The 19,564-nt window shown below is 64.1% G+C and carries 20 protein-coding genes; 9 read left to right on the forward strand and 11 right to left on the reverse strand.

Going from position 1 to position 19,564, the window contains the following annotated elements; genetic code table 11:
- The first annotated feature begins 96 nt into the window (after nt 1-96).
- Nucleotides 97-345: a dsRBD fold-containing protein gene (locus tag AWC27_RS16550; RefSeq protein WP_085671470.1), complete on the forward strand. Its 249-nt coding sequence runs from the start codon at nt 97-99 to the stop codon at nt 343-345.
- A 98-nt stretch (nt 346-443) separates the two neighbouring features.
- On the forward strand, nt 444-1,238 hold the full coding sequence (locus AWC27_RS16555) for an SDR family NAD(P)-dependent oxidoreductase (protein ID WP_085671471.1): 795 nt from the start codon (nt 444-446) through the stop codon (nt 1,236-1,238).
- On the opposite strand, the gene AWC27_RS16560 is transcribed toward AWC27_RS16555, so the two are convergent.
- Nucleotides 1,235-2,392, reverse strand: coding sequence for a Zn-dependent alcohol dehydrogenase (locus tag AWC27_RS16560; RefSeq protein WP_085671472.1), 1,158 nt, complete (start codon nt 2,390-2,392; stop codon nt 1,235-1,237). The genes AWC27_RS16555 and AWC27_RS16560 overlap by 4 nt on opposite strands.
- A complete protein-coding gene (locus AWC27_RS16565; RefSeq protein WP_085671473.1) occupies nt 2,389-3,624 on the reverse strand; it encodes a cytochrome P450 in 1,236 nt (411 codons plus the stop codon). The genes AWC27_RS16560 and AWC27_RS16565 overlap by 4 nt, the downstream gene beginning before the upstream one ends.
- Nucleotides 3,625-3,730: 106 nt before the next feature.
- Between AWC27_RS16565 and AWC27_RS16570 the strand changes: the two genes are divergently transcribed.
- Genes AWC27_RS16570 through AWC27_RS16585 form a run of 4 tightly spaced genes read left to right on the forward strand, consistent with a single transcriptional unit; the run spans nt 3,731 to nt 7,210 of the window.
- Nucleotides 3,731-4,090, forward strand: a complete 360-nt coding sequence (locus AWC27_RS16570) for a Rieske (2Fe-2S) protein (RefSeq protein ID WP_372516844.1) — start codon at nt 3,731-3,733, stop codon at nt 4,088-4,090.
- Nucleotides 4,087-5,133, forward strand: a complete 1,047-nt coding sequence (locus AWC27_RS16575; protein ID WP_085671475.1) for an amidohydrolase family protein — start codon at nt 4,087-4,089, stop codon at nt 5,131-5,133. Before AWC27_RS16570 ends, AWC27_RS16575 begins: the two co-directional genes overlap by 4 nt.
- Nucleotides 5,130-6,254, forward strand: coding sequence for an amidohydrolase family protein (locus tag AWC27_RS16580; protein WP_085671476.1), 1,125 nt, complete (start codon nt 5,130-5,132; stop codon nt 6,252-6,254). The genes AWC27_RS16575 and AWC27_RS16580 overlap by 4 nt, the downstream gene beginning before the upstream one ends.
- Nucleotides 6,251-7,210: an alpha/beta hydrolase gene (locus tag AWC27_RS16585; RefSeq protein ID WP_085671477.1), complete on the forward strand. Its 960-nt coding sequence runs from the start codon at nt 6,251-6,253 to the stop codon at nt 7,208-7,210. The genes AWC27_RS16580 and AWC27_RS16585 overlap by 4 nt, the downstream gene beginning before the upstream one ends.
- A 2-nt stretch (nt 7,211-7,212) precedes the next feature.
- Here AWC27_RS16585 and AWC27_RS16590 read toward each other — a convergent pair whose 3' ends face one another.
- Nucleotides 7,213-7,860: a hypothetical protein gene (locus tag AWC27_RS16590; RefSeq protein ID WP_372516843.1), complete on the reverse strand. Its 648-nt coding sequence runs from the start codon at nt 7,858-7,860 to the stop codon at nt 7,213-7,215.
- On the reverse strand, nt 7,857-8,651 hold the full coding sequence (locus AWC27_RS16595) for a hypothetical protein (RefSeq protein ID WP_085671478.1): 795 nt from the start codon (nt 8,649-8,651) through the stop codon (nt 7,857-7,859). The genes AWC27_RS16590 and AWC27_RS16595 overlap by 4 nt, the downstream gene beginning before the upstream one ends.
- Nucleotides 8,652-8,764: 113 nt before the next feature.
- On the opposite strand from AWC27_RS16595, the gene AWC27_RS16600 reads away from it, so the two are divergent.
- Both AWC27_RS16600 and AWC27_RS16605 read left to right on the forward strand, forming a co-directional pair.
- Entirely contained in the window at nt 8,765-9,901 is a 1,137-nt protein-coding gene (locus AWC27_RS16600) for an acyl-CoA dehydrogenase family protein (RefSeq protein ID WP_085671479.1), read from the forward strand.
- The gene (locus AWC27_RS16605; RefSeq protein ID WP_085671480.1) at nt 9,898-11,178 is read left to right on the forward strand and encodes an acyl-CoA dehydrogenase family protein; all 1,281 of its coding nucleotides are present in this window, start codon (nt 9,898-9,900) and stop codon (nt 11,176-11,178) included. Before AWC27_RS16600 ends, AWC27_RS16605 begins: the two co-directional genes overlap by 4 nt.
- Here the strand turns inward: AWC27_RS16605 and AWC27_RS16610 are convergent.
- Entirely contained in the window at nt 11,111-12,370 is a 1,260-nt protein-coding gene (locus AWC27_RS16610; RefSeq protein ID WP_085671481.1) for an MFS transporter, read from the reverse strand. The two genes, AWC27_RS16605 and AWC27_RS16610, sit on opposite strands and share 68 nt — an antisense overlap.
- A gap of 185 nt (nt 12,371-12,555) precedes the next feature.
- Between AWC27_RS16610 and AWC27_RS16615 the strand changes: the two genes are divergently transcribed.
- Complete coding sequence (locus AWC27_RS16615) at nt 12,556-13,056, forward strand: MarR family winged helix-turn-helix transcriptional regulator (protein WP_245847194.1); 501 nt, start codon at nt 12,556-12,558, stop codon at nt 13,054-13,056.
- Here AWC27_RS16615 and AWC27_RS16620 read toward each other — a convergent pair.
- The 6 genes from AWC27_RS16620 to AWC27_RS16645 all read right to left on the reverse strand — a co-directional run bounded on the left by AWC27_RS16620 (nt 13,025) and on the right by AWC27_RS16645 (nt 19,542).
- Nucleotides 13,025-14,140 (reverse strand): PPE family protein, encoded by a 1,116-nt coding sequence (locus tag AWC27_RS16620; protein ID WP_085671482.1) that lies wholly within the window; start codon nt 14,138-14,140, stop codon nt 13,025-13,027. The genes AWC27_RS16615 and AWC27_RS16620 overlap by 32 nt on opposite strands.
- A 16-nt stretch (nt 14,141-14,156) precedes the next feature.
- A complete protein-coding gene (locus AWC27_RS16625; protein WP_085671483.1) occupies nt 14,157-14,456 on the reverse strand; it encodes a PE family protein in 300 nt (99 codons plus the stop codon).
- Nucleotides 14,457-14,567: 111 nt separating this feature from the next.
- A complete protein-coding gene (locus AWC27_RS16630) occupies nt 14,568-16,529 on the reverse strand; it encodes a SpoIIE family protein phosphatase (protein ID WP_085671484.1) in 1,962 nt (653 codons plus the stop codon).
- Between the two features lie 151 nt (nt 16,530-16,680).
- A complete protein-coding gene (locus AWC27_RS16635; protein ID WP_139837048.1) occupies nt 16,681-17,106 on the reverse strand; it encodes an anti-sigma factor antagonist in 426 nt (141 codons plus the stop codon).
- Nucleotides 17,107-17,251: 145 nt separating this feature from the next.
- Nucleotides 17,252-18,457 (reverse strand): amidohydrolase family protein, encoded by a 1,206-nt coding sequence (locus tag AWC27_RS16640; protein WP_085671486.1) that lies wholly within the window; start codon nt 18,455-18,457, stop codon nt 17,252-17,254.
- A gap of 53 nt (nt 18,458-18,510) precedes the next feature.
- A complete protein-coding gene (locus tag AWC27_RS16645) occupies nt 18,511-19,542 on the reverse strand; it encodes a hotdog fold thioesterase (protein ID WP_085671487.1) in 1,032 nt (343 codons plus the stop codon).
- Nucleotides 19,543-19,564: the final 22 nt, after the last annotated feature.

A 19,564-nucleotide genomic window follows, 5' to 3' on the forward strand; every position in this document is an offset into this window, starting at 1 on the left:
CGTTACCGATAAGGGACTAATGGCCCTAGGGGAGGCCATCGGGATTCATGAAGGTCGAAAGTGACCTAGTCCGCAGCATGATTCGGAGACCGACCCATGCACCAGAACAGTCATCCGCAGTCCGTCATACACCCACTGGTCACGCTCGCCATCGATGAACACCATGGAAGGACATATGCAAAGGTTGAGTTGGAATTGGGCGGTGCACATCTTGCCGGACTAGGCGTGGCATACCGTCATCCGGCCGATTGTCTGGCGAGTAAGTCCGGTCAGGAGTTGGCGACGGCGCGGGCCTTGTCGGACCTGGCCGATCAGGTCAGCGCGATGTGCCGGGCCCGGAATTGACGTAGTTAGCTGCACCGGCCGGTCAGCTGTCCAGGCCACCGACTACGATCGCTAACTGTGCTAAGTGTTGGTCTGGTCGAGTCGGTTGGCTCGAAGGCATGAGCGAAGGCGTGAACGCCCAGACCGCATTGGTCACCGGTGGTGCCTCCGGTATCGGACGAGAAGTCGTCGCGCAGTTGCGCAACGCAGGTCATGACGTTGTGGCCTGGGACCTCTCCGGCGCCGATATCGATTGCGATGTAAGCGATCCCGAAGCGGTATCCGCGGCGATGGAACAGACTGTGCGGCAGCACGGAGTGCCTACCCGGGTGGTGACCTCCGCCGGGATCGGGTCGTCCGGTCTGCTGCTGGCACTGCCGCCCGCGGAATGGGAGCGGGTCCTGGCGGTTAATCTCACCGGCACTTGGTTAACGATCCGCGCGGCCGCTCAAGCGATGATCGACGCCGACGTGCCGGGCTCGATCGTCGCGGTGTCCAGCATCAGTGGCAGCATCGCAGACCGGGATATGGGGGCCTACTGCGTTTCGAAGGCCGGTCTGGACATGCTGGTGAAGGTCGCGGCCGCCGAGTGGGGTGTCCACAGCATCCGCGTCAATGCCGTCGGCCCCGGCGTCACCCGAACCCCGATGCTGCCCGACGCCGAGAAGTGGCCCGCCTGGGTCGAGGGCATGTCCAAGCGGACCGCGCTGCGTCGGCTGGGGGAGCCCGGCGACGTCGCCGAGGCCATCGTGGGTGTTCTCGAAATGTCCTGGGTGACCGGACAAGTGCTGCACGCCGACGGCGGCTTGTCGCTGCACAGCCCCATCGATGCGTACGGCCAAGTCGAAAAACTGATGAGGCTCAAGAAACTGCGCGAAATACACGAACAGAAACAACGGGCCAAAGACGGTTAGTCGGCGGCGAAATCGATGATGCCCCGGACGATTTCGCCGTTGTGCAAGTCGCGGTAAGCATCGTTGATGTCGTCGAGGCGATAGCGCCTGGTAATCATCTCGTCGAGCTGCAGCTGGCCGGTTTGGTAAAGCCTGACCAGCCGGGCGATGTCGGCCCTGGCGTTGCACGACCCGAAGATGGTGCCCGCCAGGGTCTTGTTCATCAGGATGAAGTCCTGTAGATCGATCTTGATCGAACGGGTCGTTTGTGCAGTCATTCCGGTGAGCACACAGGTCCCGCCCTTGCGGGTGAGTTTCAAGGCATTGCCGACGTCGGCGGCGGTAATCAGCGACGGCGAGACCACCACGGCGTCGGCCATTACCCCGTAGGTCAAGTCACTCACCAGGTCGAGCGCCTCGGGAAGCGTTGCGGCGCTGTGGGTTGCGCCGAACATCCGGGCTGATTTCTGTTTGAATTCCATCGGGTCGACCGCGACGATGTGCGCGGCTCCGTTGATCCGGGCACCCTGAATGGCGCCCGTGCCGATCCCGCCGGCGCCGACGACTACGACGGTATCGCCGGCGCGCATGCCAGCGCGATTGGCGACCGAACCGTAACCGGTGGGTATGGCGCAGGACAGCAATGCACTGGGCGCCAGGGGCAGGCTGGGGTCGATCTTGACGAGCGAATTGGCCGACACGACAGTGTGTTCGGCGAAGGCGCCGATCTTGGCCAGGTGCCCGAGCGGCCGGCCGTCGGCGGTGTGATGACGGAAGGTGCCGTCGGTGGGCATCCCCGGGGTCATGGTGCCCATGCCCGCATCACAGATGTATTCCATGCCGCTCGCACACCACCGGCACTGTCCGCACACCGCGACGAATGACATGACCACGTGGTCGCCGACAGCGAAATCGGTTACCGCGGAGCCGATTTCACGGACCGTTGCCGAGCCTTCGTGTCCGCCGATCGTGGGGAACATCGGTGTGCGGCCCAGCGATCGCATCACCTCGTTGGGTACCGACATGTCGCCGGTGAGGATGTGGTCGTCGGTGTGGCAGAGGCCAGCGGCTGCCATCTCGACCAAAACTTCCCCCGCGCGCGGCGGATCGAGTTCGAATTCCTCGACGGACCAGGGCCCGCCGACGTCGTGCAAAATGGCCGCCCGGCTCCTCATGCGGTAGGTACGAAGGTGACCGGAAGCTTGTTCGGTGACCGGAAGGTGAGCCCGACGATCTTGGACTCCACGCCGGTTCCGTCGTCGGGAACGAACGCCAAGTCCTTGACGCGATCGAACAGACTGTTCAGCATTACTCTGGTCTCCAGCCGGGCCAGATGCATGCCAAGGCACATGTGGATGCCGCCGGCGAATGCGATGTGCGCCTGGCGCGGGCGCTGGATGTCGAAGGTGTTGGGGTCGGTCCATCGGCTGTCGTCGCGATTGGCCGAACCCATACACATGTCTATCTGGGCGTCGGCCGGGATTGTCTTGCCGCCTATTTCGACGTCTTCGGTGGTGGTTCGCATGACCATGGTGAGTGGGGTTTCAAAGCGCAGACCCTCTTCGATCGCGCCCGGAATCAGCGACCGATCGTGATAGACCACCGCCAGCTGCTCGGGGTGAGTCAGCAAGAGATAGAGCAGATTGCCCGACGAACGGTACGTCGTTTCCAATCCGGCCGGTAGCAAGAGCCGCAGGAAGGCGATGATGGCCTCGTCGGTCAGCTTCTCGCCCTCGATCTCAGCGCCGACCAGATCGCCGATGATGTCGTCGGTGAGCTTGCGGCGCCGCTGCTCGACCTGATTGAGGAAGTAACCGTGCAACTCGGCGGCAGCGTTCAGGCCCGCCATGATGTCGGTCGGAATGGAGATGAGATCCAGCGAGAGACGACGGAAAAGGTCGAGATCCTCTTCGGGAAGCCCCAACAGCGTGGCGATGATTCGGGTGGGGAATTCGAACGTCACCGCCTTGACGAGATCCGCCGCGCCGTGGTCCTTGATCTCGTCGACGAGCTGATCGCACACCGGCCCGATCACCGACGGCTCCCAACGCTCCAAGGCGGTGGCGCGAAACGCCTTGGCCACCAGGTTGCGGTGATCGTGGTGCTCTCTACCGCCCATCGCCAAGATCGTGTGCCCCATCACCAGCCCGATGGTCTTGTCGTAGTTCGCCGACGTGAAGATCCGGTCGTCGCGAAAGGCCTGATATACACCGTCGTAGCCGAACAGCACCCACTCGTCGTTGGGCTTGAGTTCCTCGGGCATCTGCGACTGATCGGACAGGCCGCCGTGCCAGACCGGGTCGGTGCGGCGCATGTGTTCGAAGAACGGGTAGGGGCTGGTCTCGCCGGTGAAGTCGAGGGTTATGGCCTGGCCCTCGGGATCGATGTGCTCGGTGCGCAGCGTCATCAGCGCTCCTCCTGGGCAAGCGGGAAAGGCAGGTTCGTACCGCCTGGAATATCGCTATCATAATATAAATAGCAACGAAGCCGGTCGACAAGGCGGTGATTCTGCGGTGCTGGAACGCCGATTCGTGTGCTCCGTCGATGAGTTGCCGCCCGGCACTATGAAGCTCGTCGACGCCGGCAGGTTCGGTGTAGGTGTGTACAACGTCGGTGGCGCGCTGTATGCGATCGTCAACTACTGCTCGCACGAAGGCGCCCCGCTGTGCCTGGGCTTGATCGGCGGAACGAACGTATCCGATCCCACACAGCCGGACGGCCTGCGCCGCGTGCGAGACGGTCAGATTGTCCGATGTCCTTGGCACAACTGGGAATTCGATATCACCACCGGCCAAAACGTCGCCGATCCCCGGCGGCGGGTGCGCACCTACCAAGTCGACGTCACCGACGGAGAGGTCTATGTGACGGCATGATCATCGACAGCAACGTACAGCCGCATTTCCGCTACAACGCAGAGATCCGCCGCTATCTCCCCGCTGCGCACCGGCTGCGCTCGATTCCCGACGTCGAACAGCAGTGGTATCAAGCGCCCGGCGGCGACTACCGCGAAGACCTCTATGGCGAGCACTATCCCGGATCGGATCCGGCAACCGCCGCCCGGCACCTGTTCGAAGCCGCCGGAGTCAACTACGCGATTCTCAATCCGCTGACGCGCGGCAACATCGCCGACTACCGGCTCAACAGCAGGATCTGCGCCGCGGTCAACGACTGGCTGCTGGACCGGTGGCTAGAACCCGACACCGGCAACCGTTTTCGAGGCACCATCCGAGTCAACCCCGAAGACCCCGAGGGCGCTATTGCGGAGATCGAGCGCCTCGCCGATCATCCCAAGCTGGTCCAGGTCGGGATCCCGATGCAGTCCCGCGAGCCCTACGGCAAGCCGATGTTCGAGCCCATTTGGGAGGCAGCTGCCGCCTACGGACTACCGGTCGCGGTGCACATCAACGGCGGCAACGGGGTCGACCATCCGCCTACCTTCGCCGGCCACGCGCACACCTACCCCGGCTACGCAGCCTTCATGCCGCTCAACTACTTCGTCCACCTGGCCACGCTGATCGTCGAGGGCGTCTTCGGCCGCCACCCTGGACTGAAGTTCGTTTTCGCCGACGGCGGCTACGACATCCTCACTCCGCTGATGTGGCGGCTGGACACCTTCTGGCTGTCGATGCGTGACCAGACCCCGTGGGTCGACCGCTATCCGAGTGAGTACCTGCCCGACCACGTCCGGTTCTGCTCGTCGGCCCTGGACGGGCCGTTCGAATCCGGGCACATGCCGCGCTGGATGGACTTCTCCGACAAGGCCGACCTGGTGATGTACGGGTCGAGTTACCCCCATTGGTCCACCACGTCACCGGCGTCTGCGGCCACCGGACTCGACGACGCGCAACATGAAAAGATGTTGTGGCGCAACGCCGCTGCGCTCTATGGCCTGAGCGTGGAAAGCGCAGTGGCATGAGCACCGTGGAGCAGGTAGACATCGACGTCACCGTGGTGGACACCGATGTTCACCCACTGCCCGTCTCCGCGGAGGTGCTCAAGTCCTATGCGCCACCCGAATGGGTGGACAAGATCTGGCCGACCGGCAATGCGATCAGTCCGGTGCCGCACTTCTACGACACCCCCGATTCCTACAAGACGATGTCGATGCGACTGGACGCCGTGCCCCCCAACGGCGGATTGGCCGGCAGCGACCCGGATTTCGCCGCCAAACAGTTGCTGGTCGACGCCGGGGTCAGCATCGCGTCACTGGAACCGATGTGCGACGCGCAGCTGCCGCAGGCCGAGCACGTACTGAAGTCGACCCACAACGACTGGCTTGCCGACGTCTGGCTGGACAAGCACAACGGACACGGCCGTTGGCGCGGATCGATCAGCGTCAGCGCGCAGACGCCGGAGCAAGCGGCCCGGGAAGTCGAGCGGTGGGCCGGCCACCCCTACCTGGCGCAGGTCCTGATGACGCCGCAGACCCGTGGAATTCCATTCGGCAGCCCGCATTTCGACCCGCTCTACCAGGCTGCGGCACGTCACGGGCTGCCAGTCGCCACGCATCTGATGGGGCAGACTCCCTTCGAGCTGATCCCGCTGTACCCGGTGGGCAATCCCGCACATTGGCACGACTTCTTCGCGTCCTGGCCGCTGCTGTACGTGTCGCACCTGATGAGCCTGGTGTTCGACGGTGCGTTCGATCGCCATCCAGACCTGCGGGTGGTATTCATCGAAGGTGGCTTCACCTGGGCGATGCCGGTGATGACGCGGATGGACCGGATCTGGGAGGCCCGCCGCGGCGACCTGCCGCTGGTGCGCCGCCGTCCGTCGGAGTATGTGCGCGAACATGTCCGGTTCACCACGCAGCCGCTCGAGGACGCCGACACCGTGCGGTTCCGGGAGTATCTGGAGATGATGGACCTGGGCGACAATCTGATGTTCTCGACGGACTATCCGCACTGGAGCTACGACTCCCCAACGTATGCACTCAACCGGTTCCCACCCGACCAGCGGGACCGAATCATGTGCGGTAACGCGACCGCGCTCTACGGTCTGCCATCGACCGTCAAGGCCCTGCCCGGAGAACGATGACACAAACGAATCTCACACGGCCGCAAGGCCTTAGCCGTATCGACCCAGCGCTCAGAGACAGCGCTGCCGGTCTCGGCATCGTCGAATTCCGGGCCGAGACGCTGGCGGCCGAGCGCGCCCATGCCGACCGGCTCGCCGCCGAGCGGGCCGCGGCAACCGACACCGACGGCGTTACCGTGGAATCGCGCTCTATCGCCGGCGCCGACGGTCACACCCTGGACCTTCGCCTGTACCGGGGCGGCACCAATTCACCTGCGCCGCTGGTGATTTACGCCCACGGCGGTGGCTTCGTGACCGGGAACCTGGACACCGACCACGCACGCTGCGTGGAACTGGCCCGCAGCGCCGACTGTCTGGTGGTGTCGGTCGACTATCGGTTGGCGCCCGAGAACCCATGTCCGGCCGCGCTCGACGATGCCGAATCGGCATTGCATCACGTCGTCAGGAACTCCGCCGAGCTCAACGCCGACGGCGCTCGCGTCGCGGTCATGGGTCGGGATGCCGGTGCCGCGGTGGTCGCGAGCCTGGCCCAGCGGATGTTCGACCAGGAAGGGCCACAGATACTGGTACAAGTCCTGCATCATCCGATGCTCGACTCCGATGCGACTCCGTCGCGTCGGGAGTTTCAACGCACGCCGGGCCTCAATGGGCCGGCGGTGAGCCGGGCCTGGAGCCACTACCTTGGCCATGCCGCCGCAACCGGTCCGCACGTACCCGCACATCGGGCCAATCTGGAGGGGCTGCCACCTACGTTCATCAGCTGCGCGGAGATCGACCCGTGCCGCGACGAGGCAATCGATTACGCCAACCGACTGCTGCACGCCTATGTGCACACCGAATTACATGTCGTGGCAGCAACATTCAACGGCTTCGACTCGGCCGTTCCGGATTGGGTCGTCTCCCAGGAGAACCGGGCGTGGCACGCCCGGACGCTGCGTCGCACGTTCGCTATGTAGCGCTAAACCGGTGTGAACTTGGTGATCAACCATCTGCCGTCGACCAGAGCAAGGTTCACCAGCACACTGCTGGCCGCCATCGATGGATCGGGGCTGTCCTTGCTCGTGGTGCTCTGGTCGACGAAGACCAGCACTACGGCCGAATTGGGATGCAATTCCGATATCGCGGCACGCATTACGTGAGCGGTGGTCTTCAACGACTTCTGCTTGGCTGCCGGTGCCACGATCTGCTGGGTGAATTGGTCGTAGTAGGACAAGAAGTCGCCGGAGAGGTGTGATTTGGCGGTGGCGAAGTCCTTGTCGAGAGTGTCGGGAGAGTACGACAACAATGCGACGGTGCCGTCGGATGCCGCATTGATGGCCGCGCGCGCGACACTGGGGTCGGTCTGCTGATCGGGCTGGTATTGCTTGACGTACAACCACGCCGTCACACCGCCGGAGATCAGCACGAGCAGAATCAGCAGCACCGGAACGGGTCGCACATTGACCTGCACGCGCAATAAGTCGCGTCGCAAGAAGCGGCGCAGCTTGGGGTTCTTCTCCTCGGAAACCTGCTCGTCGGATTCCTCGGCCGCCGAGTCGTCGGCTTCGGGGTCTGCGTCGATCGTCAAGGCTTCAGTGGCCTCGGGGTCGCGCACGTCATCGCTCACGGTACGAACTCAACTTTCGACATCTTGTATTGGCCGGCCTCTTCGGTCACGGTCACCCTGAGCCGCCAGGCACGTGGTTCGTCCTTGGCACCCGCGGAATTGGTGACGCGTGAGGTCGCCGAAACCAATACCAAAGCGGAATGTTCATCCATGGATTCCACGGCCGTCGCGTTCACCGTACCTTCGGTGACCACCTTGGACTGCTCGACGACCTTGGTGAAATCGGCGGCTCGCGCCTGAAAGTCGTCCCGGAACTCGCCGGTCGAGCTATCGATTACCCGCTGGACGTCTTCCTTGGCCTTGTTGAAGTCGAGCGAGGTCATGTTGATGACGCCCTGCTTGGCCCCGGCGGCGAATGCCGCGGCGCGCTGCTGGCGGTCGTTGGCTTCATGATGCTTCCAGACGATGTATCCGCTGAATCCAGCAAAGCCGCAGATGACCAGGATCGCGGCTATCTTGGCAACCATCGCCAGCCCGGGCAGCGGCAGCCAGCTGGGCAACCGGTCGCGCCAGGAGCCCGGCGCGGTCTCTTCGGCTTCTTCGGCTTCTTCGGATTCGTAGTCTTCGTCGTACTCGTCGTAATACTCACCGAAGTCGTCTTCGTCCGCGTCCTCATCGATGACTTCGCCGGTCAGCGCAGCACGGCGTAACCGGGCCGCGCGCGCCTTTGCCCGTGCGGCGGCGGCGAGCGCTTCGGCTTCGGCGGCTTCAGCTTCGGCTTCTTCGGCCAACGCCAGTGCGTCGGCCTCTGCGCTAACCGATTCCGTCGGCGGTTCGGTTGTCTCAGCCATTGCAGTTACAGCTCGTCAACATCATTATCGACTGAACTCCGGTATCTCTTACGGTATCGCCCATTGCTAATATCAGAGTCGCCACCGACCTCCGACAAGGACCGATTAGGCGGATGACCGCTGTCGACTCTCCCGAAAAGATACTCTTTACCTCAACTACCCAAGCATTTCTCCTCAAAGAAGCGCCACTGCGGTACGTCCGCGAACTGCATTCGACGGGTACGTCCTTTGATCCCGTGTGGTGGCGGCGCGCCGCTGAGCTCGGGTGGACGGGTCTGCTGGTGCCGGACGAGTTGGGTGGCGGCAGCGTGTCCGGCAACGGCGTCGCGGACTTGGCCGCAGTCGCCGAACAGCTCGGCAAGACGGTGGCGCCGGGCCCGCTTTATCCGGTCAGCACGGTGCTCGCGGGGCTGGTGGACTGCGGTGAGCCGCAGGCGCATGCCGACCTGATCGCAGCGCTGATATCGGGCGAAGCCGTGGCGTCCTGGGCGGTCGCCGAACCCGGACGGGGCTGGGAGCCGCTGACTCCGACGGTTACCGCCACCCCAACCGACGCCGGCTACCGGCTGGACGGCAGCAAAGATCGCGTGGAAGCCGGCGCCCAGAGCGCGGTGCTGCTGGTGGTGGCCCGATGCGGTGACGATGTTCGGCAGTTCCTGGTTCCCGCCCAGGCACCGGGAGTGCTGATCACCGCGCAGCAGTCGGTGGACCTGGTCAAGCAATACGCGCGGGTCGATTTCGACGGCGTCGTCGTGGCCAGGTCCGCGGCCGTCGGCCACGCCGGCGAGACCGGCGCTCTTATCGAGCGCCAAAGTCAGCTTGCCCAGGTGCTGCAGTGCGCCGAGGTGGTCGGCATCCTGCAGACGGTGTTCGACTTCACCGTTCAGTGGGCGCTGGACCGGCACACCTTCGGCCGTCCGCTGGCGTCGTACCAGGCGCTCAAGCACGGGTTTGCGGATATGAAGATGTGGGTGGAAGCCTGCCGTGCCACTACGGCCGCGGCGGTCGCCGATATTGCGGCCCGAACGCCCTCGGCCGGCAGGTCGGCCAGCATCGCCAAGTCTTATGTCGGCGAGCTGGCCGGCCGGATCGTTCAGGGCTGCGTGCAGATGCACGGTGGCATCGGCGTCACCTGGGAACACGATCTGCACCTATACCTGAGACGGGTTACGTTGTACCGCTCCATGTTCGGCACACCCGAGGAGCACAACCTGCGGGTGTACGAGGCGGAAAAGGCGCTGTCCCAATGACCTCGGTGCCATCTGACGAGTCGGTCGCTGAATTCGCCGGCCGGGCCCGAGTATGGCTGGCAGACAACATGCCTCGCATCGACCCGGCGTCGCCGCCGGCTGCGCCCCGCGACGACGAGCGCTCCTGGCAACGCGCCCGGGAACTGCAAAAGCGGTTATACGCAGGCGGATTCGCCGGAATCTGCTTCCCGCGCGAGTACGGGGGGCTCGGACTGGATTACGAATACCAGCGCGCCTTCGACGAGGAATCATTCAGCTACGAAATGCCGTTGATCCTTAACACGCCGACCTTCACCATCTGCTGTGCCACGCTGCTCGACACCGGTACCGAAGAGCAGAAGAAACAGCACATCTGGGCCGCGTTGCGCGGCGACGAGGTACTGGTTCAGTTGTTGTCCGAGCCCAGCGGCGGATCCGATCTGGCCGGTGTCATCACGCGAGCCGAACGTCAAGGCGACCGGTGGGTGATCAACGGCGCTAAGACGTGGAGCACCAGCGCATTCGCCGCTGACTACGGATTGTGTCTGGCCCGCACCAATTGGGACGTCCCCAAGCACGACGGGCTCACCATGTTCCTGGTGCCCATCGCCCACCCGGGGATCACGTTGCGGCGGATCACCCAGGTCAACGGTTCCTCCGAGTTCTGCGAGGAGTTCCTGGACGGGGTGGACGTCGGCGACGACGCGGTGGTCGGTGAAGTGAACGGCGGCTGGGCGGTGGCTTCCCGGCAGCTGTACCACGAACGCCGCGCGGTGGGTCAGGGCTCGGAGTTCGCCAGCGGCAGCGGCAGCGAGGGCGGCCACACCATCCCGGTCGATTACGCCGGCCTCGCGGCCAAGACCGGCCAGTCCGACAACGAGCGGGTCAAGGAGATGGCCGGGCGGGCACTGGTGCACCGTGCAGTCGCCGAGCAGCTGATCGACCACGTCTATCGCAGCGTCCGCGACGGTGCGCTCCCGCCGGCGGCCGGAACGCTCATCAGGCTGTTCCATGCCGAGACCGTGACGCTCGAGGTCGACACCGCGCTGTCGATCGCGGGTGCCGCCGGCGTCGTTGGACAATACGGCGACGGGCTGCAGACCGGGTTCCGGTATCTGTCCCGGCAATCGGTCGCCATCGGTGGCGGTACCACCGAAATGGCGCGCAATGTCATCGGTGAGCGGGTGCTGAACTTCCCACGAGAATACGGCGCCGACCGCGGGGTCCCGTTCAGTCAGGTACGGCACGGACCGGGGCGCTCACGCCCCGGTCCTGCAAGTACAACCCCGCAGCCGTGACGATTCCTATAAAAGTTAGTGCACCCCATACTATTTCGTCGTTGTCAAGGTAGCGGGCTATTTCCTCTAGCCCGCCGATTGCGAAATAGCCGGCCAGGATTCCGACCCCGATAATAGTGTTGTAGAAGCCGTAATATGTAGCCACCAGTCCGTCGCGGGACAGCGATACCACCATGTCCATCTCGATGGGAAATATCACCGCCGACGCGATCGCAAGCAGAGCAACCGACGCGAGGAAAGCTAGGACGGCCGCGGGAGTGCCGAGCCGATGTGCGTCGGGGATGATGGCCAGCGGCACAAACGATGCCGTCAGTAACATCACGCCGATGAGCAGGCTCTCTCGGGGGTCCCATCGCGCGGAAAACCAGCGGGTGATGCGTAGCTGACAGGTGATTGCCACCAGGCCCGAGGTCCCGAACACCGCCGCGACCAACAGCGATTTGAAATGTGGCGTAACTGTCGAGGCCTGCAGCGGCAGGGCGAAGTAGATCTGGGATGACAGCACATAGGTGCCCAGCATGACCGCAGCGAACCGCAGGAACGGCCAATTGCGGGCGACCGACGACCAATCGGCGAAGATCGACGTCGCCCCGGATTCTTCATGGATCGCACTGATCCGGTGGCGGGGCAGCGTCGCCATCAATGCGACGCCGAGTAGGGCGAAGACTATCGAAGCTACTAGGGCGGATAGCCGAAAGTCTAAGTCCAGCAACACAAGCCCGAGCAATGGGCCGAAAAATATTCCGGTGCGGTTGAAGATGTTCAAGGTGGCGAACGCGTCGATTCGCCGGTCGCCCGCCTCGATGGCCAGGTAGCCGCGCAGCGCTGGATTCAACAGCGCTCCGGCAAAACCGATTACCGCCGAGGCGATCAACAGCGTGGGCAGGGATTTGGCCAGCGCCAGTAACCCAAACGCGCCGGCGTGCAGCAGGCAGCCGGTGATGATCACGGGCTTGCAGCCGATCCGGTCGGCAAGTGTCCCGCCCACGAAGAACATGCCCTGCTGGCTCAGGTTGCGCATGCCTAATACCAGACCGACCGCCCACGCAGCGAGGCCCAGCCGACCACCCAGATACGTGGACAGGTACGGCATCAGCAGGTAAAAGCCCAAGCTGGTGCCGAGCTGATTGACCATCAGCACCCGGCACGGGCGGTTGAAACTGCGGAGTTCGCGCAGCAATCCGAAATCCATTGTGGCGCTTGGATCTTCTCAGCAGGTCATAATCTTGTGGATGGGCGTGCCGCCCGCTTTCCTGTTGACCGCGGCATGTGCTTCTCCCTCTGGGCAAACGATAATCATGGGACACGATTTGAGATAAATAGTGTATTTACGCGCATTGTTGCATTAGCAACTGTAAGCTGGGCTACCATTTTGCTGTGAACCAACACAGTGCGGGGGAGAATTGGCGTGGTGTTCGTCTCACCAAGCTGGGACGCCAGCAGGAACAGGCTTGGGAGCTCTATGTTCACTCGCACGCGTTGCTCGAGCGCGCCCTGGACGCCGAACTGCGCGCCGCGCACGGCATGAGCCTGCTCACCCTGGACGCTTTGGTCCAACTATCCAGAGCACCGGAACAGACCTTGTATATGAAGGATCTGGCAGCGGCATTGGTTTACAGCGCAAGCGGTATCACCCGGGTCGTCGACAATCTCGAACGGGCCGGGCATGTCACCCGCAATCCCGATCCCGCCAACCGCCGCGCGACGCTGGTCAAGCTGACCGCCGAGGGGCGCGCTGCGCTGGAGGAGGCCTGGTCACCTCACGTGAGTACGGTGCAGCGATTATTCACCCGGCACGTCGACGACCGTCAGGCCAAGGTCCTCATTGAGGTGTTCGATGCGGTGGTCAAAGACCTCGAGGGGTCGCCGGAGGGCTAGGCGGTATCAGCACCACGGTCGCCCCGGGCATGGCGGCCAGTGCCACCGCGAGTTTCTCTGGAATGTCCGCCGCGCAGATTTGGGTGGCTACTTGGGTGCTTGCCGTTGTTTGGTGAGCCGTCCTCCGGACGGATGGTGCGGTGCGCGCCGGGAAGCCGCCGCGGGTAGTAAGGCCGCCCAGGGTGCTGCCGGCCAAATTCGCCAGTACCAGATCGTTGGCCGGCCCGGGTGCCGGCTGAGCGATTGTGCTCGGCACTACGGCGGCCAGTTGGCGGATCGCGGGCGAGTAACCCCAGCTCGGTGGCACTGATAGCCGGCCGACCGTGGCCGCCCGACCGGTATTCGCGATCACCCCGGACGCCTTGCCGCTATAGGCGACCAACCGCTGCTGGGAGCCGGCGCCGGTGTTCGTGTCGGTCGCCGACGTGCGGGCGAAGGACGCGGTGGCCACGCCCAGGCTCGCCGAGGCGACGGCCAGGTTCGCGGTGAAGATGAGGTCGGTCGCCAGTAGGTCGACGTTGGTGATGATCTGGCCGATGGTGGACGCCGAAACCTTCGCGGTCTGGGGCGGCGTGGCGAACGGTGTCAGTTTCGATGCACTGGCCGAGGAGACGGCGTAACGGTGCATCGCGACGACATCCTGCGCCCACATCTCGCCATACTGGGCTTCGGTGGCCGCGATCGCCGGGGTGTTCTGACCCAGAAAATTGGTCGAAGTGAGCCCGGCCTTCAGCGCACGGTTGGCCGCGATGACCGGCGGGGGCACGGTCATGGCAAATGCCGCTTCGTAGGCCCCTGCCGCGGCCTTGGCCTGGTTCGCGGCTTGGGTGGCCAGCGCGGCGGTTTGGCGCATCCAGGCCACATCGCGGGTGGCCGCACCGGCCATCGAAGTCGACGCCGGTCCTCGCCAGGGGTCGTCGGTGAGTTCTGCAACCACGGTGGAGTAGTGAGTGGCCATCACGTCCAATTCGGCGGCGAGCGCGTCCCACGCCGCAGCGGATGCCAGCAGTGGGCCCGACCCTGGGCCGCAATAGATTCTGCCGGAGTTGATCTCCGGCGGTAATATACCGAAATCGAAATTCACTGTGACGCACCAATTCTCAGCTCATGGCCATCGCATTGGCGCCCTCGGTGGACGCATACGAGCGCGCGCCGGTGGAGAGGTCGTGCACACAGCTGCCGAAGATCGCCACCGCCTGGCTGCTGACCTGCTGGTAGAGCTGCCCGTGGGCGGAAAATATCGCCGCGGTCAGTGCCGATATCTCGTCGTTGGCGGCGGGAACCAACGAGGTGGTCGGGCCGGCCGTCGCCGCGTTCTGTGCGTCCAGGGCGGCGCAGATGCCCGCCAGGCTGTCTGCTGCCGCCGTGAGCGCTTCGGGATCGGTGATGACGTACGACATATGGTTGCCTCTTCATCGAGTTCCAATAGTTGACAAGGTGTATTGTACGCATGCGGACTATTGCGTTAGCAAGTGTGAGGCTGGTTACTGTCTGTGGCAGTACGCGCGGTCTTAGTCCTCGGCGAAGATGTCTTCGGTGTCGCCGCTGACAACGGGTATCTGGACCAGGGACAGCACATGGTGCGCCGGACTGCCGGGGGGCGCCACCAGGACACAGTCACCGCCGTGTTTGTGTGCCCTGTTGCGCGCCGCGGCCAGCGCGCTCACCCCGGCCGAACCCAGATGGGTGACAGCGCTGAGATCGATCGTCAAAGATGCTATGCCGGAACGACTTTCCACGGCGATCTGCCGGTCCAGCGTGGGCGCGGTGTGCGAATCGACGTCGCCTCGAACGATGATGCGGCCGGCATCGGTCACCAGGGAAACGAATTCGTTGTCGATCGCCTGCTCGTACGTCCCGCGACCCACCACCGTGTCGGTGATGAACTGCGCCGGTCGCGACAAACGATGCGTAAGTGTGGCGGTCGTCCCGCTGGTGCGGTGGATGATGTGTGCCTCGCTCACCAGCGCCTCGGCCATGGCCAATCCACGTCCGCGACCCTGCTCACCTTCCCGGTGGTCTTTCCATTGGCCCTGATCGGAGACCGAGGCGTGCAGATTGCCATCCCCGGACAGCGCCGCTTCGACAACGATCCCGTCGGAAACCTCGGCGGCGTAACCATGTTCGACTGCGTTCTCCACGAATTCGGAGATCGCATGCACGACATCTGAGATGTCGGCGGAATCGGCGCCGACTTCGACCAGCCATTCCCGGAGCTGGGCCCGAATCGCGCGTGCGGCGTGGATGGTCGCGTCGGCCGTGATGTGCAGCGGAGGTGACGGCGTTTTGCGCTGTGCCGCAAGCAATGTGACGTCGTCGTTGTAGCCGGTGGAGCGAAGCAGCAGTTCGAGTGTTTCTGAGCAGATGCGATCGATCGGGCGGCCGGGGGAGTCCATGACGAAGCCGCCGCCGCGGACGATGTGCGCGGCGGTGTCGGCGAATTCTGCGGTGCTGGCTACCAGTGGCCGGCCCGGCCGTTCGATCAGGCCGTCGGTGTAGAGCAGGATCGCGTCGCCGATGTCGAGCAGCTCGGTGCGCACCGGGAATCCGGTACCGCTGCCAAGTGGTCCGGCGCCGGAGGGTTCGACGTAGCGCGCCTTGGCATCGGCGGTCACCACCAATGGCGGTGGGTGCCCAGCGGTGCAGTACTGGAATTCGCCGGTCCTGAAGTCGAGGGAGCCGACGCAGATGGTGGCCGACGTGGAGCCGGGCACCTGCTCGTGGAAGGCATCCACGGCTTCGAGTGCATCGGTGATCGTGTGTCCTGCCGAGATCTGCATCCGCACAGCGGTGCGCAGCTGCGACATCACCGCCGCGGCCTCCACACCGTGTCCCACGACGTCTCCCACGATGAGCACCAGCCGCTCACCGAGGGCGATGGCGTCGAACCAGTCGCCGCCTGCAGCGGTGTCCTGGGCGGCTACGAGATATTCCGCGGTGATGTCGGCGGCGGGAAGCACGGGCACCGAGGGGGCCAGCAGCGCCTGTTGCATCACGGTGGCCGAGTCGCGGACGTTGCGGTATCGCTCGGAGATTTCCTCCACCCGCGCCTCGGCCGCCAGCCGGGCCTTCACCCGTGCGGTCACGTCATCGAAGACAAGCTGAACTCCCTCGATCGACCCGTCTGCTCGCCGCCGCGGCGTGACCACGAAGTCAAAAAACCGCTCCTCCATTCCCGAACCGTCGTAATCGGCCTGAAGTCGCCATTCAGATCCGGATTGCGGTTCCCCGGTTTGATAAACCCGGTCGAACATCTGGTAGATCTGCTGGCTCTCCAGTGTCGGGTAGACCTCCTTGGCTGTCTTTCCGACGGTGTTGACTACGGGATTGAACGCCCGAAAGGCCGCATTCACCGCGACGAAGCGGTGCTCAGGGCCCTGAAGGCCGACCACGATCGCGGGAATGTTTTCGAAGACGCGTCGTACGTCCTCGGCCGCACCGACTGTTTTGTCCCAGTCCATCTCGGCAGCCATTTGGCCGTCCCTCCTACGGACCGATAATCAGACAAGTCGGATGCATGACGAATTCGTCAAGCAACTACAAACAGGTTATCAACGCGGGCCGGCGGCCGGACGCACCAAAATTTGCTCTCGAACGGTCCTCGAACGGGCTTCGCCCGGCCAACTACGCCACGGACAGCGCAGATTCCGCGGTCGGATGCAGTGGCAGCACGCCGGTTAACCCGCACGCCGCAATGATTCGGGCCATGCTCGCGTCGCGGCTGACCAGCCGTAATTCGATGCCACGGTGCCGGCACCGGTCGGCTTCGTCGGCGAGGATGGCGAATGCGCAGCAGCCCATGAAGTCCAGACCGTTGAGGTCGACCACGAGTGGACCGGGCGCCGCGGCCACTGCCGCCGCCTCGGCAAGGAGGCTTCGCCAGTTTTGCTCATTAGAGGCATCGATCTCGCCGCCCGCGCGGATGACCACCGCCGAACCGTTGCGCTGCGTGATCGCCCTGAGCGTGCTCTGTGGCTGGCCCAGCTGGGTCGTCAGCCGCGTACTCAACATCACCGTCGTAGTCGATGACTCTGCTGGAGCCAGTTTCATGGTGTACCCCCCAATCGGCCGCGCCGGACCCCCCGGACGACAAATGGCCGCCTTTTGTATAGCAAGACGGGCTGGGGCGCGTCTATAGGAGACCTATAGATTTCCCCGTCCCGTATCGGGCCGGTCAGCCCAGTCGGCCCGGTAATCAGGCCGACACCGGCTTCTTGACCGGCTTGGAAACCTTCATCAACTTCATCAAGTTGCCGCCCATGATCTTGGCGACGTCCGCCTCCTCGAAGTCGGTGAGCTCGTCGACGAAGGAGATGGGGTCTTTGAGACCTTCGGGATGCGGCCAGTCGGAGCCGAACAGCACCCGGTCGGTGCCCACCATCTTGACGATCTCGGTGAACCGGTCCTCCCAGAACGGGGTGATGTAGACGCAGCGCTTGAACGCCTCGACGGGATCTTCGCTGAACGACTGGGGCATCTTCTTGTAGACGCCCTTTAGGCCCTTGAATAGGTCCGGCACCCAGTCGGCGCCGTTTTCGATCGACAGGATCCGCAGCTCGGGATTGCGCGACAACGCGCCATGGCACACCAGCGCACCCATCGCGTCCAGGATCGGCCGGTGGCCCATCGCGAAGCTGCGGAAGGCGGTCGGCTTGAACGGCAGGAACTCATCACCGGGCTCCCACACGTTCGCGAACTCCGAGTAGCCACTATCGGAGGCATGCATTGAGACTGGCAACTCGGCCTTGACGCAGGCCTGCCAGAACGGGTCGAACTCCTCGAGGCCGAACGACCGGCTGCCCTTGTAGCCGGGCACCGGCGCCGGACGGACCAGGACGGTGCGGGCGCCGCGCTCCAGGCACCACTCGAGTTCCTCGAGCGCGCGCTCGACGATGGGGAGGGTGATCACGGGGGTGGCGAAGATGCGGTCGGAGTAGTTGAACGACCACTGCTCGTGCATCCACTCGTTGAGCGCGTGGATTACGTCGTGGGTCATCTCCGGGTCGTCCTTCATCCGCTCCTCGACCAGGCTGGCCAGGGTCGGGAACATCAGCGCGTAGTCGATACCGAGCTCGTCCATGACCTCGAGCCGCGCGCCCGGTTCGCGGAACGCGGGGATGGCCTTCATCGGCTCGCCCAGGATCTCCCGGTAGGTCTTACCCTGCGCGCCGTGGCGGAAGTAGTCCTCCTGGGCCCCGGGGCGCGCGACCACGTCGAACGTCGGGTTCGGGATGTACTCGCTGATATGACCGCGCACCACGATCTTGGTGCGACCGCGCACCTGCACGTAGTCGATGACGTTCTTGCGCTTTTCGGGCAGGTACTTGGTCAGCGCTTCCTGCGGCTCGTACATGTGGTTGTCGGCGTCGAACACCGGAAAGGGAAGCTCGCGAGACGGCATGGCGATCTCCTGCAGAAGTGTTGATCTCTAAGTGCGGTAATGACGTTACCACTTTATCCGTCGGTGCGAAGCCCCGCCGTCGGCGTGGCTCCATTGATGATCGCGAAGTTAACCGTTGCCGTCGCGGCGAGTTCCTCGCCACCGTCGCCGTAAATGTCGACTTGCATTACCATCGCCCGCCGGCCGGCCCGCAGCATCCGGGGTATCGCGAGCGCCGAGCCCTGCCGGATCGGCCGCAAGTAGCGGACGAACAAGTCGGCAGTAGTCATGGTGGTACCGGGCTGCAGATATTCCAGTCCGAATTGGCCCCCGGCCACGTCGATGAGCGTGGCGATCAAGCCGCCCTGCAGGGCACCGGAGGTGTTGACCACTTGCGGGCTCACGGGCATCGTCATCGCGAACTCGCCGTCATGGATGCCCGGACGCATGCCGAGTTGGCCGAAGAGCTCGGACAGCGACGGCGGGTTCGGCTCGTCATCGGAATCTCGAATACCCAGGGCGCGGCTGCAAAAGTCATACAGCTGGCCGGAGTCGATCGGGCTGCCGGTCAATTCCTTTCCCAGCCAATGTAATCGGAGCGCGCCGACCACGGTCTGCATGACGATCGCTGCCGCGGCTCCCACGTCCAGTCCCGGGCGGAAGACGCCCTCGGTGATGCCTTGCCCGACGATGTCGCGGATCAACTGATGCAGCGGCGAGAGCACTCTGGCGTATTCGCGGGGCCGGGTCTCGGCTAGGTGCTGGTTGTAGAGACTCAGTGCCCGATTGAGGCTGTCCTGGGTGGTGGATTCCGGCTGCGCGCTGATGCGGTCGATGACCAGCTTCAGTGCGGCCGTGCTGTCGAGTCCGGCGGTTTCGGCGCGCCACATTCCAGCCGTCCGGGCCATGGTCCGGTCGAAGAGCGCCAGCAGCAACTCGTCCTTGCTGTTGAAGTGTTGGTAGAACGCGCGCAGGGAGGTTTTCGAGCGCGCGACGACCTCTTGCACCGTGAAATCGGTACGTCCCGTTTCGCCCAATATTTCCACCGCCGTTTTGATGAAGCGGTCGGCGCGCGTCACTTCGGCTTCATCGCAGGTGCCTGCCATTGGCGGTCTCCTCTTTTCGGGC

The organism is Mycobacterium szulgai (assembly GCF_002116635.1).
Classification (GTDB): Bacteria; Actinomycetota; Actinomycetes; order Mycobacteriales; family Mycobacteriaceae; genus Mycobacterium; species Mycobacterium szulgai.

Bases quoted from the DNA above. Each gene is read 5' to 3' on its own strand.
- AWC27_RS16550 (WP_085671470.1), top strand. From the start codon at position 97: ATGCACCAGAACAGTCATCCGCAGTCCGTCATACACCCACTGGTCACG.
- AWC27_RS16555 (WP_085671471.1), top strand. From the start codon at position 444: ATGAGCGAAGGCGTGAACGCCCAGACCGCATTGGTCACCGGTGGTGCC.
- AWC27_RS16560 (WP_085671472.1), bottom strand. From the start codon at position 2,392: ATGAGGAGCCGGGCGGCCATTTTGCACGACGTCGGCGGGCCCTGGTCC.
- AWC27_RS16565 (WP_085671473.1), bottom strand. From the start codon at position 3,624: ATGACGCTGCGCACCGAGCACATCGATCCCGAGGGCCAGGCCATAACC.
- AWC27_RS16575 (WP_085671475.1), top strand. From the start codon at position 4,087: ATGATCATCGACAGCAACGTACAGCCGCATTTCCGCTACAACGCAGAG.
- AWC27_RS16580 (WP_085671476.1), top strand. From the start codon at position 5,130: ATGAGCACCGTGGAGCAGGTAGACATCGACGTCACCGTGGTGGACACC.
- AWC27_RS16585 (WP_085671477.1), top strand. From the start codon at position 6,251: ATGACACAAACGAATCTCACACGGCCGCAAGGCCTTAGCCGTATCGAC.
- AWC27_RS16595 (WP_085671478.1), bottom strand. From the start codon at position 8,651: ATGGCTGAGACAACCGAACCGCCGACGGAATCGGTTAGCGCAGAGGCC.
- AWC27_RS16600 (WP_085671479.1), top strand. From the start codon at position 8,765: ATGACCGCTGTCGACTCTCCCGAAAAGATACTCTTTACCTCAACTACC.
- AWC27_RS16605 (WP_085671480.1), top strand. From the start codon at position 9,898: ATGACCTCGGTGCCATCTGACGAGTCGGTCGCTGAATTCGCCGGCCGG.
- AWC27_RS16610 (WP_085671481.1), bottom strand. From the start codon at position 12,370: ATGGATTTCGGATTGCTGCGCGAACTCCGCAGTTTCAACCGCCCGTGC.
- AWC27_RS16625 (WP_085671483.1), bottom strand. From the start codon at position 14,456: ATGTCGTACGTCATCACCGATCCCGAAGCGCTCACGGCGGCAGCAGAC.
- AWC27_RS16630 (WP_085671484.1), bottom strand. From the start codon at position 16,529: ATGGCTGCCGAGATGGACTGGGACAAAACAGTCGGTGCGGCCGAGGAC.
- AWC27_RS16635 (WP_139837048.1), bottom strand. From the start codon at position 17,106: ATGAAACTGGCTCCAGCAGAGTCATCGACTACGACGGTGATGTTGAGT.
- AWC27_RS16640 (WP_085671486.1), bottom strand. From the start codon at position 18,457: ATGCCGTCTCGCGAGCTTCCCTTTCCGGTGTTCGACGCCGACAACCAC.
- AWC27_RS16645 (WP_085671487.1), bottom strand. From the start codon at position 19,542: ATGGCAGGCACCTGCGATGAAGCCGAAGTGACGCGCGCCGACCGCTTC.